Here is a 16,295-nt window from a genome sequence, read left to right as displayed (position 1 = left end):
CGGTATGGCGAAAGACAAGCCCCGGAGGGGAACCCGTCGAGTCCCTCGAAAGCCCCTGGGAGGGCGAACCCCTTCGGACGTACCCTGATGTCCATGCCCGACGTTCTCGGTCCCGGTTACGAGCTCACCGTCCTGCCCATGGCCGACGACTACGAGGGACCGGTGGTCGCCTCCCTGGTACGGCGGCGCGCCCCCGAGCCCACAGGAAGGGCCGTCCTCTACCTTCACGGGTTCACCGACTACTTCTTCCAGACCCACCTGGCCGACCACTTCGTCGCCCAGGGCTTCGACTTCTACGGCCTCGACCTGCGCAAGTACGGCCGCTCCCTGCTTCCCCACCAGACCAGGGCGTTCGTGCGCAGCGTCACCGAGCACTTCCCCGAGATCGACGAGGCGATCAGGATCATCCGTGACCAGGACGGCCACGACGAGGTGACCCTCAACGGCCACTCGACAGGAGGCCTGGTCGCCGCCCTCTGGGCCGACCGGGTCAGGGGCAGGGGGCTGGTCCAGAGCCTGGTGCTCAACAGCCCCTTCCTCGACCTCAACGTCCCCGCCCCGCTGCGGCTGGCCGCCGACCTGCTGAAGGGCGCCTTCTCCAGGATGCCCCCGCGCGCCGTCATTCCCACCGGGAAGGCCAACGCGTACGGCGTCAGCCTGCACCGCGACCACCACGGCGAGTGGGACTTCGACCTGGCCTGGAAACCCATCGGCGGCTTCCCCGTCCACGCGGTCTGGCTGGCCGCGATGCGCAGGGCCCACCGGCGGCTCCACGCCGGTCTGAAGGTCGACGTCCCCGTCCTGGTGCTCTGCGCGGAGAAGGGGCTGAGGCTGCGCGACTTCGCCCCCGAGGCCCAGGAGGCGGACGTCGTGCTCGACCCCGAGCAGATCGCCCACTGGGCCACCAGGATCGGCTCGCACGTCACGTGCGTGCGGGTGCCGGGCGGCATGCACGACCTGGTGCTGTCGTCGCGCCCCGCGCGCGAGCGGACGTTCGAGGAGATGGACCGCTGGCTCGAGTGCTACCAGGGGAAGGCGAAGAGACTGTAGTAGGCTCCGGCGACCAGCAGCAGGCCGGTGCCGCCCAGCACCCCCGCGATCGCGGCCCGCTGCGGACGGCTCGGCTCCCAGCCCTCCCGCAGTCCGGAGACGACGGCCGCCACGGCCGTGACCTCCTGCAGCAGCATGAGCACCGCCAGGATCCTGATGACCAGCCATCCGGCGAGCACCGCGGGCCAGGCCCCCGCCTGGTTCACCGAGAACAGCACCAGCAGGACGATGAAGGCGACCACCGAGACGAGCAGCCCCAGGCCGGTCCACGCCATCCGCCGGAACCTGCGCCTGATCGGCGGCCAGACCCTCGCGTTGGCCTCCGCGGGCAGCTGCCTGCCGCGCAGCCGCAGCACCATCTCGGCCACCGGGCCGACCACGTATCCCACGGCGGCCAGGCACAGCGTCAGCCCCAGGACGGCGCCACCGGCGTACCACGGGGCGTTGGGCACCTCGCTGGCCTCGTAACGCTGGACGGGGGTCGCGCCCGCGATGTGCGTCGAAGGCCTGGCCGTGCCCGGCAGGCCCTTGACCCAGTTGGCCAGCGTCTCCAGGTAACCGGGGGCGAAGGGCCCGCCGTGGATTCGCATGCCGTGGTCGGCGCCCTCCAGGTAGCGGATGGTGTAGTCGGCGTTGCCGCCCTCGGCGAGCGCGCCGGTCAGCGCCTTGCTGCTCTCGACGAACGGGATCGACGGGTCGCGTGTGCCGTACAGGGCCAGAACCGGGCGGTGGAGCCTGCGCAGCGCGGGCAGTCCGTCGTAGCGCAGGAAGTTCATGTGGACCGCGCTCATCGCCCTGGTGAGCAGCTCCCGCACCCCGCTGGGGGCGTGCAGCCGGTCGAGTTGCTCGCTGAGCGCCCACGTGACCTGCCGCAGGGGGGAGACGTTCGGCGCGGAGACCAGCACGGTGAACCCGACGTCCCGGCTCCTGGCCGCGGCGATCGGGACCACCCAGCTGCCCTCGCTCACCCCCCACAGCCCGGTCCTGGCCGGATCGACGTCGGCGCGCAGCCTCAACCTGTCCAGGACGCGCAGGGCGTCGCTCGCCAGCAGGTCGAAGTCACGGTTGCGGAAGTCGTAGCGAACGGTCCGCTTGTCGTAGACGAGCGTGACGATTCCCGCCCTGGCCAGCCACTCGGCCTGGACGGTGAACTCGTCGCGCACCCCGGGGCCCGCCCCCTGGACGAAGACCAGGGCGGGGTGCCTGCCGGGGGTGAGCGGCGCGCGGATCGTGGCGCCCAGGGTGGTGTCCCCGACGTCGACGTCGACGTCCTCGACGGTGATCTGCCCGCTGGCGGAGACCGGCGCGAGCTCGGCGCGCGGCTGGGCGGGCAGGGCCTGGAAGACCGGGTCCACCCCCAGCGGCGGCGGGTCGAAGGGCGGAGGCAGCGTGTAGCCCATCGTCGCGAGAACCAGCAGGACCACGCCCGCTGTCGCGCCCAACACACCTCGGCCAACCCGCACGCCGATTCGCTCCCCGATCGTTGTCCGCCTCCGGGATGAACGTATGCCGGTATCGTTCCCTTCGATCTTCAAGCGTACTCACGACCGGCCTTCCGGGGCAGAGGGGCGATGAGAGCAGTGTGGCGGCAGTGGCCGCATTTGCCGCCGAGGCCTGTTAGCTTCAGGTGACATGCGAGTGCTGCACACCTCGGACTGGCACCTGGGCCGTTCGTTCCACCGCGAGAGCCTCCTGGCCGCCCAGGGGGTCTTCGTCGACCACCTGGTCGAGACGGTCAGGACCGAGCGGATCGACGTGGTCGTCGTCTCCGGTGACGTCTACGACAGGGCGCTGCCCTCGGTCGACGCCGTGGAGCTGTGCAACCAGGCGCTGCAGCGGCTGGTCGCGGAGCGGGTGCGCACCGTGCTGATCAGCGGCAACCACGACTCCGCGCGCAGGCTCGGCTTCGGCGCTGGCCTGATCGACGCCGCGGGCGTCCACCTGCGCACCGATCCGGCGCGGGTCGGCGAGCCCGTCGTCGTCGACGAGGTGGCCTTCTACGGCATCCCCTACCTCGAGCCCGAGCTGGTGCGCGGTCCGTGGGAGCTGCCCGCGCGCACCCACACCGCCGCGATCGAGCACGCCATGTCCCTGATCCGCGCGGACCTCGCCCACAGGGGTCCCCGCTCCGTGGTCCTCGCCCACGCCTTCGTCACCGGCGGGCAGGCCAGCGACAGCGAGCGCGACATCAGCGTCGGCGGGGTCGCCAACGTCCCCGTCTCCGTCTTCGACGGCGTCGACTACGTGGCGCTCGGCCATCTGCACGGCCGCCAGCGGATGAGCGAGACGGCGCGTTACTCGGGTTCCCCGATCGCCTACTCCTTCTCCGAGGCCGACCAGGTGAAGGGGTCCTGGCTGGTGGACATCGACGGGGAGGGCCGGGTGAGCGCGGAGTTCGCCGAGGCCCCGGTGCCCCGGCGGGTCGGCAGGATCAGGGGCCGTCTCGACGACCTGCTGGCCTCGGCCGACCACGCCCGCTACGAGGACCACTGGCTCCAGGTGACGCTCACCGACCCGATCAGGCCGAAGAGCGCCATGGAACGCCTCAGATCCCGCTTCGAGCACACCCTCAGCCTCTCCTTCGAACCGGAGGGCGGAGTCCAGGAGGCCGCGGCGCGCCCGAGGCTGGCGGGAAGACCGGAGATAGAGGTCGCGCTCGACTTCGTCCGCGAGGTGCGGGGCGAGGCGGCGGACACCGAGGAGACCCGCCTGCTCCAGGAGGCCGTCGAGGCCTGCCGCGTCAAGGAGGCGATGGCGTAGATGCGCCCGCACCATCTGTGGATCACCGCGTTCGGCTCCTTTCCCGCGGAGGAGGTGGTGGACTTCGACGCCCTCGCGGAAGCCGGGCTGTTCCTGATCCAGGGCCCGACGGGCGCGGGCAAGACCACCGTCCTGGACGCCCTCTGCTACGCCCTGTACGGCAGGGTGCCGGGAAGGCGCGACAGCGCCAAGAGCCTGCGCTGCGACCACGCGCCGCCGGACAGGGGCCCCTCGGTCGCCCTCGAGGTCACGATCAGGGGACGACGGCTGAAGATCAGCCGATCGCCCGCCTGGCAGCGCCCCAAACTCCGGGGAACCGGCACCACCAGGGAGAACGAGAAGGCACTCGTCCAGGAGCTCACCCCCTCGGGGGAGTGGATCGGGCTGACCACCCGGGTCGACGAGGCGGGCGACCTGATCGGCGGCCTGCTCGGCATGAACGCCGACCAGTTCTTCCAGGTCGCGATGTTGCCGCAGGGAGACTTCGCCAGGTTCCTGCGCGCCGACGGCGAGGAGCGCCGCAAGGTCCTGGAACGCCTTTTCTCCGTGAAGGTCTACGCCGCCGCCGAGTCCTGGCTGGCCGACAGACGGACCGAGGCCCACCGTGAGCAGCACGCCCTGCGCAGAGAGGTGGACTTCGCCGTCAAGCGCGTCGAGGAGGCGGCGGGGCCCGATCTCCTCGCGCTCCTGGCGGACGACGCGACGCCTCCCGGCGTGTCGGGCGACGCCGTGTCCCCCGACACGCCGGATGACGCCGTGCTCCTGGGAGCGTCAGGTGACGCCGTGCTTCTGGGAGCGTCGGGCGACGCGGTGCCCCCCACGGCGTCGGGTGACGCCGCGCCCTCCGGGGCCGCCCTCGCCGAGGACGACCCGCTCGGGTGGGCCGCCGCACTCGAGGAACTCGCCACCGAGGCCGTGGCCCGGATGAGGCTTGACTCGACAGACGGACACGAAGCCGTACGGCAGGCGCGGGCGATGCTGGAGCACGGCACCGCGCTGGCCGACCGGCGCCGCCGGCACACGGAGGCGCTGGCGCGTGGCCGGGCGCTCGAGGAGACCGCGGAGGAGCGGGCGGATCTCGAGCTCGTCCTCGCGGAGGCGGCCCGCGCGGACCGGGTGCTGCCCCTGATCCAGGCGGCCGAGCAGCGGGCCGAGGCCGCGGCCAAGGCCCACGGACTGGCCGTGGACGCCGTCGCCCGCGCGCTCCCCCTGACCGGGACCGGGCTGGAGACCGCCCCCGACCGGCTCGCCGCGCTGGCGCGCGACCGCCGGGACGAGATCACCAGGCTGGGCGAGCTGCGCGCCGAGGAACCGCGCCTGGCGAAGATCGTCCAGGACCGTGAGCTGGCCGCCCGCGAGATCGCCGAGCTCGGCGCGGCCCAGACGGAGACCGACGACCGCCTCGTGCTCCTTCCCGGTCTGCGACAGGAGGTCGAGACCCGTCTCTCCTCGGCCCGTCTCTCCTCGGCGCGGATTCCGGCCGCCGAGTCGGCGGAGGCGGCGGCCGTGACCCGCCTGCGGGCCGTGGAGCGGCGTGACGGCCTGGCCGCGGAGCTGACCGGGGCGCGACACGACCTGGCGGCCGCCCTGTCCCAGGTCCTCGCCCTGCCTGCGACCACTGACACCGCCCTGTCGTCCGCCCCCGAGCTTCCCGAGAGGCCTGGCGCCGCCCCGTCCGCCTTCGCGCCGCCGGGGAGCCCTGACACGGACGCTCCGTCCGCCTCCGGCCTGTCCGCGCGCCTTGACGCGGCAGCCCTGTCCGCGCTGGGCCTGTCCGTGTGCCAGGACGGCGTCGTGCGGGTCGCCGTGGCAGGCCGGGAAGCCGCGCGGGACGTCATGCTCCAGACCTTCCCCGGCTCGCCCGGCCCACGGGGCGAGGCCGTTCCCGCCGGGACGGCGATCCGCGACCTGCTGGCCTCCCTGGAGCGGGAGCGCGGTCATGAGCTCGCGGGACTGCAGGGCCTGCGGAGCGACGAGGCCAGGCTCGCCGAGCTCGCGGGGCTGCTCGCGGGACTCGACGCCGAGCTCGTGGCCGCGGCGGAGCGGGAGGCCGCGCTCAGCGGGCGTCGGCAGGAGCTCCCCGTCCGGCTCTCCGAGGTGTCGGCCCGGCTGGCCGAGGCCAGAGCCAGGGCCGCGGAGGTTCCCGCGGCGCGGGCGCGTGTGGACGCCGCGACCGTCCTGCTCGAGGCGGCCGGGCGGCGTGACGTCCTCCGCGCCGAGCTGGAGGCCGCCAGGACGGTCTGCGCCGAGGCGGTCGATCTCGCCCAGCTGGCCAGGGACCGCCATCAGGATCTCCGGCAGGCCAGGATCGACGGCATGGCCGCCGAGCTGGCGGCCAAACTCGCTCCCGGCGAGCCCTGCGCGGTCTGCGGCTCGCCCGAGCACCCCGCCCCCGCGGCCCCGGCACGGCAGGCCTCGACCGCCGAGGACGAACGCGCGGCGCAGAGCGCCTACGACGCCGCCGCCGAGCGGCGCGGAACTGCGGAGAACGCCGTCACCGCCCTGGCCTCACGGCTGCAGGAGGCTCTCGCCGCCGCGGGGGAGCTGAGCGCGCGGCAGGCGGAGGAGGCCCTCGGCGAGGCCGGGCGGACACTGGCCGAGCTGGTCTCCGCCGCGAGCGTGGAGACGGAGCTCGCCGCGGAGTCGGAGCGCCTCGCGGCCGAGCTGGACGCCGTGAGAGCCCGGGCGGCGGAGACCGAGCGGTCGCTGGCCGAGGGCCGTGCCAGACGGGCGGAATGGCGGGCGGAGCACGACCGGCTGGCCGTCCGCCTCGACACGGCGCGCGGCGCCGACCCCACGGTCCAGGCCCGCAGGGACCGCCTCACCCGGGAGGCCGCGCTCCTGGCCGTGGCGGTCGCGGCCGCCACCCGTGTCGTCGACCTGGCGGCCGCCCACCGCGAGGCGTCCGCCGTGACGGACCTCACCGCTGAGGACGCCGCGGGAGAACTGGAGGAGGCGCGGACGGCGCTCGCCCTGCTGCGGGAGTCGGCGGGAGCCGAGCCGGTGCTGGTGGCGGAGGCCGGCCGCGTCGCGGCCGAGCTGGGCGAGCTCGAGGAGCGCTCGCGCGGGCTCGCGGTGACGCTCGCCGCCCGCCGTACGACCCAGGAGAGGCTGACAGCCGACGCCGAACGGCTGGCCGCGCGCATCGACGCGGCACGGGGCGACGATCCGACCCTCGCCGCCAGGCTGGACCGGCTGGCCGACGAGGCCGAGCTGCTCACCGAGGCGGTCGAGGCCACCCAGCGGGAGCAGGCCACCGCGACGGAGCTGGCGGCGGCGCAGGTGGCGGCCGTGGCCGCCGCCGTCGAGGCGGGCTTCCTCGGGATCGACGACGCGCGCGTGGCGGTCCGCCCGCCCGCCGAGCAGGAGGAGAAGGCCGAACGGCTCCGCGAGCTCGACAGGGAACGCGTCGCCGTCGCCGCGGTGCTGGCCGACCCCGAGCTGATCGCCGCGGCCGCCGAGCCCGAGCCCGACCTCGAGGGGCTGCGAGCCGCGCGTGACGCCGCCGACGCCGCGCAGGCGGGCCTGCTGTCCGCCAGGAACCAGGCCGAGACCCGTCTGGCCAGGCTGGCCGCGCTCCGCGCCGAGCTGGCCGGATGTCTGGAACGCTGGCGTCCCGCCGAGCGGCGGCACCGCCTCGCGGAGGGGCTCGCGGCTCTGACCGGCGGGACCTCCGGTGACAACCGGTGGAAGATGCGTCTTTCCGCCTACGTGCTCGGCGAGCGCCTGCGGCAGGTGGTCGAGTCGGCCAACGAGCGGCTCGACCGGATGTCCGGCGGGCGTTACCTCCTCGAACACGGCCTCGGCCGGACCGCGGGTGACAGGAGCAGGTCGGGAGGCGGGCTCGGCCTGCGGATCCTGGACGGCTGGACCGGCTTCGACCGCGATCCGGCGACGCTTTCCGGCGGCGAGAGCTTCATCACCTCGCTGGCGCTCGCGCTCGGCCTGGCCGACGTGGTCACCGCCGAGGCGGGGGGAGTGGAGCTCGGCACGCTCTTCATCGACGAGGGGTTCGGCACCCTGGACGAGGACACCCTCGACGGCGTGCTGGACATCCTGGACGGCCTGCGCGACGGAGGCAGGGCCGTCGGCATCGTCAGCCACGTCACCGAGCTGCGCACCCGTGTGCCGGCGCAGCTGCGGGTCCGCAAGGAACGCCGAGGCTCGACCCTGTCGGTCTTCACTTCCTGACGACCCGTTCCCGGCGGGATAACCTGTGCGGAGGCAGGCTCCACTCCATCTGCGGGGGACGCCTCAGAAGAGCGAGGAGCCATGGTGACGACCACCCAGCGGCCCATGCGCGCCGACGCGCGTCGTAACTACGAGCGGCTGCTCGCCGCCGCCGCGACCGCCTTCGCGGAGCAGGGCACCGAGGCCTCCCTCGAGGACGTCGCCCGGGCTGCCGGCGTCGGCATCGGCACCCTCTACCGGCACTTCCCCACTCGCAGGGCGTTGCTGGAGGCGGTGCTCCACGACAGCATGGTCACCCTCGACGCGAGGGCCCGCGAACTGCTGGAGTCCGGCTCCCCTCAGGAGGCGCTCCTGGAGTGGCTGCGTCATCTGGTCGTCCACACGACCGCCTACCGGGGCCTGGCCGCGACGCTGATGAGCAGCCTCCGTGATCCGGACTCCGAGCTGTACTCCTCGTGCGAGACGATGCGGAGCAACGGCGCCAGGCTGCTCGCCGCCGCCCAGCGCGCGGGCGCGATCCGCCAGGACGTCACGGGCGCCGACCTGATGAAACTCGTCAACGCGATCGCCTGGGCCGCCGAGCACGCCGAGGACGACGCCGACCGCCTCCTCGGGCTGGTGATGGACGGCCTGCGGGTCAGGGAGGGGCGTTGACGCACCCACCGCGCACCGGGTGCCGGGCGGCGGTTCGTCGGCCCGGACGCCGGGTCGGCAGCCGCGGCCGCGGCGGTTCGCGGGGCGGGACGCCGGGTCAGTAGCCGCGGGTGCGACGGGCCGCCGGGCGGCTGATGAACGGCCTGCGGACCCGCCGGGGGCCCTGCCGCCTGACCCGCCTGGTCAGGTCGGAGCCGGTGACCGCGCGCAGGATCTCCGCGCCGAGGATGACTCCGGCGCCCAGGGCGAGAGCGGTCGACAGCGCCTGGAGCAGGCTCTCCTGGCCCGCGCCTCCGTGGCCGAGGCTGACTTCCAGCATGCCCCGGTAGAGCGCGGTGCCCGGCAGCAGCGAGCCGATCGCCGGGATCGTGATCACCATCGAGGGCACCTGGGCGCGCAGCGCGTACGCGCTGCCGAACAGCCCCACGACCGCCGCGGAGACGGCCGTCGCCAGGACGACCGGGACCTGCCAGACGTGCAGCTGTACGAAGACCATCCAGACCATCGCGCCGCCGACCGCGGCGGGGACCAGGTGGCGGAGCGGCACCAGCAGGGCGACGGCGAACGACAGCGTCACCCCGACGGCCCCGAGCAACTGCTCCGGCCTGATCAGCAGCGGCGCCGCGGGCACGTCCTCGACGGTCAGCGGCACGCCGAGGCGGACGGCCGCGTACAGCGTGATGCCGATGCCGGAGACGACCGCCGTCAGGATGAAGAAGACCTCGAACAACCGGGCGGTCGCGGTGACGTACTCGCCCGCGATGCCGTCCTGCACGCAGGCCACCATCGGACGTCCGGGCAGCAGCGCGACGACCGCCCCGACCACCACGGCCTCGGCCCGCACCGGCGCGCCGATCGCGACCATCAGCACCGCGACCAGCGAGCCGAGCACGGCCGCGACCGTGATCTGGAAGAACTCCGCCACCCCCCGGCGGGCCAGCCAGGCGCTGGCCCGGTCGCCCAGCACGGTCGCGACGAACGCGGCGACCGCGACCAGCGCGCCGCCGCCGACCAGGATGCTCGCTGAGGAGGCGATCAGCGCGAGCGCCGTGACCAGGAACCAGTTCGGATAGACCCGCACCCGCCGGGTGATCTTCCGTAGCCGGGCCTCGGCCTCCTCGAGCGGCACGGATCCGCCCGAGGTCTCCCTGATCATCTCGTGGACCGCGATCAGCCGGTCGTAGTCGGGCAGGAAGCGCCGTACCCGGCGCTCCGCGGTGACCGGGACGCTCCCGTCCGACGGAACGTGCGACAGCGTGATGGCCGACAGGTTGACGTCCGCCTCGCAGTGCGGCACGCCGTAGGCGTTGGTGATCCTGCGCATGGCGCCCGCGACGGTCTCCGTGCCCTCGCCGCTGCCGAGCAGCAGCTCACCCACGCGCAGCGCCAGCGCCATGGCCCGGTAGAGGTCGTGCTTGGCGGGTGTCCGCTCCAGCGATGACGCCGACACCGAATCTCCCTGACCTTCCCGACTTCCACCGGCTCGCGGATCCGCCGGTCCTCGTTTCCTGCTGAGGCTATCCTCTGACGGCCCGTCCGATCACCGCCCGCCGTCCGCGCACCCCGTCTGTCGGCTCACACCGTGTCCGCTCACACCGTGTCGGCTCACACCGTCTGCCTGCTCACCGCGGAGGCGAGCGCGCGCACGCGCTCCGCGTGGTCGTCATGACCGATGATCACCGGCGGCTCGTTGTACGGCATGGCGTCCGAGGAACGACGCAACTTGATGTACTGCCCGCAGGCGTCGATCGCGTAGGGCTCCATGTCGTCCTGGAGCGCGCCGATCACCGTGATCCCGTAGGTCTCGCCGATCCTGCGGAACAGCGCCACGGCCTCCCTGCGGTGCTCCTTGCCCAGGTTGCGGCCCAGCTCGTCCAGGACCAGGCACAGGTGGCCGCCGCCGGAGGACGCGATCGCCGCCGCGCAGACCAGCTTGACCGCCTTCTCGTCCATCAGCGCCGTGTTGGCCCGGCGGTTGTACGGCACGTAGCCCTGCCCCTCGCCCCTGCGCCACTTGGGCGTGACCCGCCAGGCCCAGCGCTGCTCGGGGTCGGCGGGCGCGGGCGGCACCGGGAACTCCAGCGTCGCGCCGTAGCCGCCGTAGGAGGTGTCCAGCTTGTCGAACTCCTCGGCCACCCGGGCGAGCCGTGCCTTGATCGCGGCGCTCAGCGCGGCCCGGTGGACGGCGGTCGACTGCGCGGCCTCCTCGGCGCCCTTCGCGGCGGCGGTCAGGTCGCGCTGCCTGGTGGCGAGCTGGGTCTCGATCTGGCGGCGCTGGTGGCGTTCGTACTCCTCCTGGCCGCGCAGGTAGGACGCCAGCGCGGCGCAGACGCCAGGGAAGGTCGCCTGCTCGCGCGCGGTGCGTCCCGCGCCGGGCTCAGCCCGCTGCCGGACCAGGAAGCCCAGCTCCTCGGGCATCTCGTCGTCCTCGCCGGGGAAGGTGTCGCGCAGCGCGTCGTCAAGGCGGCGCTCCGCGGTCCGCCACCACTCCTCGGCCGTCAGCGGAAGCTCCTGCTCGCCCAGCGCCTCCAGCCACTCGCGGGCCCCGTCGATCGTGCCGCCCCACTCGGAGGCCAGCGCGTCCATCCCGAGCGCCAGCCGCTCCGTCGTCACCCTGGCCGCCTGCTCGGCGGCCTGGTCACGCTCGGCCTCGTGCCTCGCTCTGCGCCCCTCCAGGCGCTCGACCTCCATGTTCCTGGTCCTGGCGCGGAAGTCGAGCGTGCTCGCCCGCCGTTCCGCCTCTCCCACCTTCGGCGTGACCTCGGCCAGCGCCTCGGTGAGTTCGACGAGGGTCTCACGCCGTTCGGCCATGCGCCGCTCGATGTCGGCCAGCTGCACGGCGGCTCTGGCCCCCTCAAGCCTCCGCCCCGCCTCGGCGACCCCGTCCTCCGCGGTCCGCACCGCCGCCGCGGCCGTCTCCTGCGCGTCCCGCGCCCGGTGCAGCCGTAGCTCGGCGGCCTTGATCCGGGCCTCCCTGCCGGTCGCGACGGCCTCGAACGCCCCGACGACGGTGACGCCCGCCGAGCTGACCAGAACCGATCCCGGCAGCTCGGCCAGCGCTCGCGCGGCGGACGCCAGATCGGCCGCGTCCACGATCACGGCGTGCTCCCCGGGCCACCCGCGGGCGCCCAGGACCGCCGTCACCGCCTGTCCCGCGCGGTCCCGCCCGCTCTCCTCGTCGCGGGCCTGCTCGGCCACGTCGAGCGCGTCGAGCAGGCCTGTCGCGCCGAGTCCGGCCGCGGCGAGCGCGTTGAGCTGAGCCGCGGCCGGGCCGCCCTCCGCGTCGTCCAGCGCCGCCCTGGCCCCCTCGGCCTCGCGGTCGGCCACACCCAGCGCCTTCAGCGCCTCGTTGAGCCTGAGCCTGGCCTGGGCCAGCTCGCTCTCCGCGGTCCGCACGTCGCGGCCGTCGGCCAGTCTCCGCTGCTCCTCGAGGCTCGGGATCCGCCCGCGCAACTCGTCGACCGAGTTCTCCGCGACAGCGCGGTCGGCGTCCAGCTTGGCCGCGCGGGCCTGCAGGGTCGCCAGCTCCTTGCGGGCCTCGGCCAGGCCGCGCTCGAGCGTGTCGTCCTTCAGCGTGGCGATCTCCGCCCTGACCTCGGCGACGGCCTCGGCCGCGCGCTCACCCGTCGCACGCACCCGCTCGAGCTCCGCGGCGAACGCCTCGTCCCGCCGCGCGGCGTCGGCCAGCCTGCGCGCCAGGCGGCCCCGCCAGCAGCGCATCGCCTCCGCCAGCCGCACCCTGGCCCGGTCGCGCCGGTCGAAGGTCTCCAGCAGCGTCCGCGACTCGCCCTCGAACTCCTTGAGCAGCTCGACGGCCCGCGCCGCCCGCACCCGCTTGGCGTGCTCGTCGCGTCTGGCCTCCCGCTCCTGGTCGAGCTCGGTGTCCAGACCGGTCAACGCCGCGATCGCCTCGAAGACCCGCTCAGGGGAGATCTCGTTGAGCGGCTGGGAGAGGAGGTTCGTGGCGACCTTGCTCCGCACCGAGGTCGAAAGGAACGAAACGCACCTGACCCGGTCGCCGTACAGGAACCTGGTCAGGTCACGCGCCACCACGTCCCTGCGTCCCGCGGAGCGGGGCAGCGTCGCCCACAGCTCGTCCGCCCGCGTCACCCGCTCGGCCTCGGAGGCCGCCGAGGCCACGCACACCCCCTGGGTCCAGCGGATCTCCAGGTGCGGCGCCTCCTGGTTGACCCGCAGCCACACGGTCACCGCGTCGCTCATCACCCCGCCTCGAACGCCGCCGACGCCCTCCTCCGCGACGTCGCCCGCCGTGCCGCCCCCGCTCGCGGACGCCGCGCCGCTCACGCCGTCCTTCTGGTTCGCGGACGTCGCGCCGCCCCCGGTGCTCTTCGCGCCGTCCAGCGGGTCGTCCGCCGCCGCGAAGACGCCGACGATGTAGCCGTGGTCGGCGCTGGCCCACGTCCTGCCGCCGCCGCCCGCGGCCAGCTCGGCGTTGAACAGCAGCTCCGAGACAGCCTTGGCGCCCGAGGCGAAGCGCCACTGCTCGTCGCCGAGCAACGCGGTGATCATCGCGATGAACGAGGACTTGCCCGCGCCGTTCGAGTCCTTGGGGCCCGCGCCCGCGACCACGATCAGCGTCCCGGGAACGGTGGGCACCGGATGGGTCGACAGACGGGAGATGTTGACCGCCTGCACGGCGATCAGCACGCGGTCACCGACCACGTTCTCGCTCGGCGCGGTGGCCCTGACCTCGACCGGCACCAGGCTCGCCTGGCTCCCGTACGCCTGTTTCCGCGTGTCGGCGCCTTCGGCCGGGCCTGTCCCGCTCGTGGTGTTCCCGCGGGCGCGTTTCCGCGTGTCGCTGTCTTCGGCCGGGCCCGTCCCGCTCGTGGTGTTCCCGCGGGCGCGTTTCCGCGTGTCGGCGTCTTCGGCCGGGCCTGTTCCGCCCGTGCCGCTCGCCAGGCTCGCCACGCTCTCCCGCGAGCTCCCGGCGGACCTGTCCGGCTGCTCTGCCACCCCTGTCGTTCCCTTCATCGGCGATTGGCTCTCACGGCGGCCGCCAGCGGGGTGTGCGGCCCCGCGGCGAGAATCAGCTCTTCCTGCAGGCGCCTTCTGGCCTGCGGGGTCAGGCGGTTGAACTGCGGCCCCGGGATGTAACCCCCGGCCTCCTCGCCCGCCTTGACCTGGCTGAGCAGGCCCGCGTGACGCAGTGTCCGCAGTGCCGCGTCCAGCTCGCCGACCGGCAGCCTGGTGTGCCTGCGCAGCTCGTCCACCTGGGCGGGAAAGGGCGACAGCCAGCTGTCGGCGGGCAGCAGGCCCTCGGCGCGGGGAATGGCCACCGAGTGGATGAGGACGAGGACCAGCACCGCCCGCTCGGCCTCCCCCAGGCTCGTGCCCGTCAGCGCGGCCGTCTCGTCGGCGTAACCCGAGGTCCACGCCTCGCGATCCTGGACCAGCGTCCGGCCGCGTCGGCGCAGCATCTCCGCGAGCGTGCGGCGCGGCGCGGGGTCGCGCAGCGCGGGGAAGCGCGCCTCGTGGACCGGCTCCGCCGCGTGCTCGACCGCCATGAAGGCCGCCACGATCTCGGCCCTGCGGCGCTCGTCGAACGGCCCCAGCAGATCCTCGTCCACAGCGTCGGGAACCGTGACGCTCGCGGCCCCCTCCACGAAGGCGTCCCCTCCCGTGCCGTCCCCGCGCCCGTCGCCGCCGGCCACAGAACGCCCGTCGGCTCCGGGACGCCCGTGGGCCTCTCCGCCGTCGGCTCCGGAAGGCCCGTGGGTCTCGTCGCCGTCCGCTTCGAGCCGCTCGCCGTCCCCCTCGGCCGCGGAACACCCGCCGCCCGAGTCGTGCCCGCCGTCCTGGCCGTCCGCGTCGTCTCCGGTCGGGCTGTCGTCCCAGGCCTCCCCGGCGACGGGCAGGACGTCCAGGCCGGGGGAGCGCTCCTCTCCCGAGGGCAGGCGCCGTACCAGCTCCCTGAGCTGGGCGTGGGAGTCGGAGGGCCAGCAGGCGCAGCGGGGGCCGAGCCGTACGGTCCCGGCGTCCATCTCGAGCCAGGCCGAGTCGTGCAGGCGGCGCAGCGCGCCGACGGCCCAGTTGCGCATGAGGTCGTCGCCGCGTCCGATCAGCGCCCGGTAGGCCGACAGCACGTCTTCGACCGGCGCGGGGCTCCCCGGCCACGGGTCGGCCGTCAGGTCCGTCCAGCAGCACTTCAGCGCCGCGGCCAGCACCCGCCGCGTCTCTCCGGAGCGCTCCACGTTCACCGGCGCGACCTGGTACTCCTCCAGGAGGGACGGGGTCGCCCCGTCGGGCCACGCGGGCAGCGCGACGCCGGTTCCGTCGCCGTGGCCGAGCCGTGTCATCCCCATGGGCGAGGGCTCGCCCACTCCGAGCGAGAGGGGGCCGGTCGCCCTGGCCCGCGCGTGCGCCAGCTCAGGCGTCATGGCCCGCCCTTTCCAGGTGGCCGTGCGACAGCCAGGTCGGCTCCCCGTCCGGGTCGGCGGTGAGGGCGTCCGACCAGCGCAGCCGGTAAGGGGACTCGGGGCGTAGGTCGGCGGAGACGAGGTCGGCCAGCAGACGGCGCGCGGAGACCCATTCGCCGTCCGCGGTGAGCAGCTCCTCGAGGCGGGCCGTGCCGCGCCCGGCGAGCGCGGCCTCGGCGACGGAGGCGAGATGGTCGAGACCGCCGCCGCCCGGCTCGTAGGAGTCGGCGGGGCCGGGGTCGGGCAGCGCCGAGCGCGGCGGCGTCGGCTGGGCGGGGGCTGGGCGGGGACTCTCGTCCACCGCCCTGACGATCGCCGCCGGGTCGTGCCACGGCGCGGGGGCGTCGAAGACGAACCCGTCGAGCACGGCGGCCAGCCGTTCCCTGGTCGCCGTCTGGGCGAAGGTCCGCCAGGTCTCCGCGGGGAGCAGGGTGAGGTTCCTGGTGGTGCCCGCAGAGTCGGCCAGCCGTCCCGCGGCCCGGCGGGAGGCGTCGCTGTAGGAGTAGATCGCCGCGCGCAGCTCGGTGCAGGTGCGGTCAAGGTCGGGCCAGCGGGTGAGGATCGTGGCGTGCAGGCTCTGCGCCCTGCGGGCGATCTCCTCGGTGCCCCAGAGCTTGGGGGCCTGCTCGCGCAGTTCCTCGATGGTGCCGCTGGTCAGCGTGATCAGCTCGAGCGCCCAGAGCCGGAAGGCCCGCGACAGGTTCTGCGCGCTGAGGCGCGCCTCCTCCATGGTCGTGCGGGGGTCGGCGACGTTGAGGTCCTCGAGCGCGAGAAGCCGGTGCATCTCCGACTGGCCGCCGTCGTCCATCATCCGCCTGACGAACATCAGCCCGACCACACTGGTGAAGGACGCCCGGTAACGGAGCTGGTTGGGCTTGGGGAACACCTCACGGATCGCGCCGAGTCCCTTGAGCACCCGCAGCCGGTTCTCGAACTGCTCCAGCGGGTAGGCCCGGCAGATGTGCCGCATCTGCTCGTGCGTCAGCCACTCCTCGCCCGCTTCGGCGAACGCCGCGAACAGCGTCTCGGCGATGTCGACCAACGCGGGCTCGTCGACCACGGCCCCGCTGTCGCGCGCGAGCGCGGCGAACATCCGCCGGTAGGTGGCGAGCACGGCCTCCTCGGAGAGGGCCGAGTCGAGCGTGATCTCGTGGTTCGTCTCTGGCACGCGCCCTACCGTAAGGCTTGCGCCCGACAATC

Annotated in this window: 9 protein-coding genes; 4 read left to right on the top strand and 5 right to left on the bottom strand. The window is 74.1% G+C overall.

Going from position 1 to position 16,295, the window contains the following annotated elements; translation table 11 throughout:
• The first annotated feature begins 93 nt into the window (after nucleotides 1-93).
• On the top strand, nucleotides 94-1,050 hold the full coding sequence (locus tag PKF00_RS37635) for an alpha/beta hydrolase (protein WP_271222513.1): 957 nt from the start codon (nucleotides 94-96) through the stop codon (nucleotides 1,048-1,050).
• On the opposite strand, the gene PKF00_RS37630 is transcribed toward PKF00_RS37635, so the two are convergent.
• Entirely contained in the window at nucleotides 1,023-2,495 is a 1,473-nt protein-coding gene (locus tag PKF00_RS37630) for an alpha/beta hydrolase family protein (protein WP_271222542.1), read from the bottom strand. The two genes, PKF00_RS37635 and PKF00_RS37630, sit on opposite strands and share 28 nt — an antisense overlap.
• Before the next feature lie 187 nt (nucleotides 2,496-2,682).
• Between PKF00_RS37630 and PKF00_RS37625 the strand changes: the two genes are divergently transcribed.
• From PKF00_RS37625 to PKF00_RS37615, 3 genes are all read left to right on the top strand, one after another.
• Nucleotides 2,683-3,810, top strand: coding sequence for an exonuclease SbcCD subunit D (locus PKF00_RS37625; protein WP_271222512.1), 1,128 nt, complete (start codon nucleotides 2,683-2,685; stop codon nucleotides 3,808-3,810).
• Entirely contained in the window at nucleotides 3,811-8,001 is a 4,191-nt protein-coding gene (locus PKF00_RS37620) for an AAA family ATPase (protein ID WP_271222511.1), read from the top strand. It begins immediately after the preceding gene.
• 81 nt (nucleotides 8,002-8,082) lie between these two features.
• Nucleotides 8,083-8,655, top strand: a complete 573-nt coding sequence (locus PKF00_RS37615; protein WP_271222510.1) for a TetR/AcrR family transcriptional regulator — start codon at nucleotides 8,083-8,085, stop codon at nucleotides 8,653-8,655.
• A gap of 97 nt (nucleotides 8,656-8,752) precedes the next feature.
• Here the strand turns inward: PKF00_RS37615 and PKF00_RS37610 are convergent, their stop codons facing one another.
• From PKF00_RS37610 to PKF00_RS37595, 4 genes are all read right to left on the bottom strand, one after another.
• A complete protein-coding gene (locus PKF00_RS37610; protein ID WP_271222509.1) occupies nucleotides 8,753-10,105 on the bottom strand; it encodes a threonine/serine exporter family protein in 1,353 nt (450 codons plus the stop codon).
• 155 nt (nucleotides 10,106-10,260) lie between these two features.
• Entirely contained in the window at nucleotides 10,261-13,650 is a 3,390-nt protein-coding gene (locus PKF00_RS37605; protein ID WP_425582195.1) for a coiled-coil domain-containing protein, read from the bottom strand.
• A complete protein-coding gene (locus PKF00_RS37600) occupies nucleotides 13,647-15,056 on the bottom strand; it encodes a hypothetical protein (RefSeq protein ID WP_271222507.1) in 1,410 nt (469 codons plus the stop codon). Before PKF00_RS37600 ends, PKF00_RS37605 begins: the two co-directional genes overlap by 4 nt.
• The gene (locus PKF00_RS37595; protein ID WP_271222506.1) at nucleotides 15,046-16,263 is read right to left on the bottom strand and encodes a hypothetical protein; all 1,218 of its coding nucleotides are present in this window, start codon (nucleotides 16,261-16,263) and stop codon (nucleotides 15,046-15,048) included. Before PKF00_RS37595 ends, PKF00_RS37600 begins: the two co-directional genes overlap by 11 nt.
• Nucleotides 16,264-16,295 lie beyond the last annotated feature (32 nt).

The organism is Streptosporangium carneum, from assembly GCF_027922005.1.
Classification (GTDB): Bacteria; Actinomycetota; Actinomycetes; order Streptosporangiales; family Streptosporangiaceae; genus Streptosporangium; species Streptosporangium carneum.
Note: the sequence above shows the minus strand (reverse complement) of the source record. Positions and strands in the feature narration are given on the sequence as shown.

What these genes read in the sequence shown, in the direction of transcription:
- PKF00_RS37600 (WP_271222507.1), bottom strand. Translation starts at nt 15,056, where the DNA reads ATGACGCCTGAGCTGGCGCACGCGCGGGCCAGGGCGACCGGCCCCCTC.
- PKF00_RS37625 (WP_271222512.1), top strand. Translation starts at nt 2,683, where the DNA reads ATGCGAGTGCTGCACACCTCGGACTGGCACCTGGGCCGTTCGTTCCAC.
- PKF00_RS37620 (WP_271222511.1), top strand. Translation starts at nt 3,811, where the DNA reads ATGCGCCCGCACCATCTGTGGATCACCGCGTTCGGCTCCTTTCCCGCG.
- PKF00_RS37605 (WP_425582195.1), bottom strand. Translation starts at nt 13,650, where the DNA reads ATGAAGGGAACGACAGGGGTGGCAGAGCAGCCGGACAGGTCCGCCGGG.
- PKF00_RS37635 (WP_271222513.1), top strand. Translation starts at nt 94, where the DNA reads ATGCCCGACGTTCTCGGTCCCGGTTACGAGCTCACCGTCCTGCCCATG.
- PKF00_RS37615 (WP_271222510.1), top strand. Translation starts at nt 8,083, where the DNA reads ATGGTGACGACCACCCAGCGGCCCATGCGCGCCGACGCGCGTCGTAAC.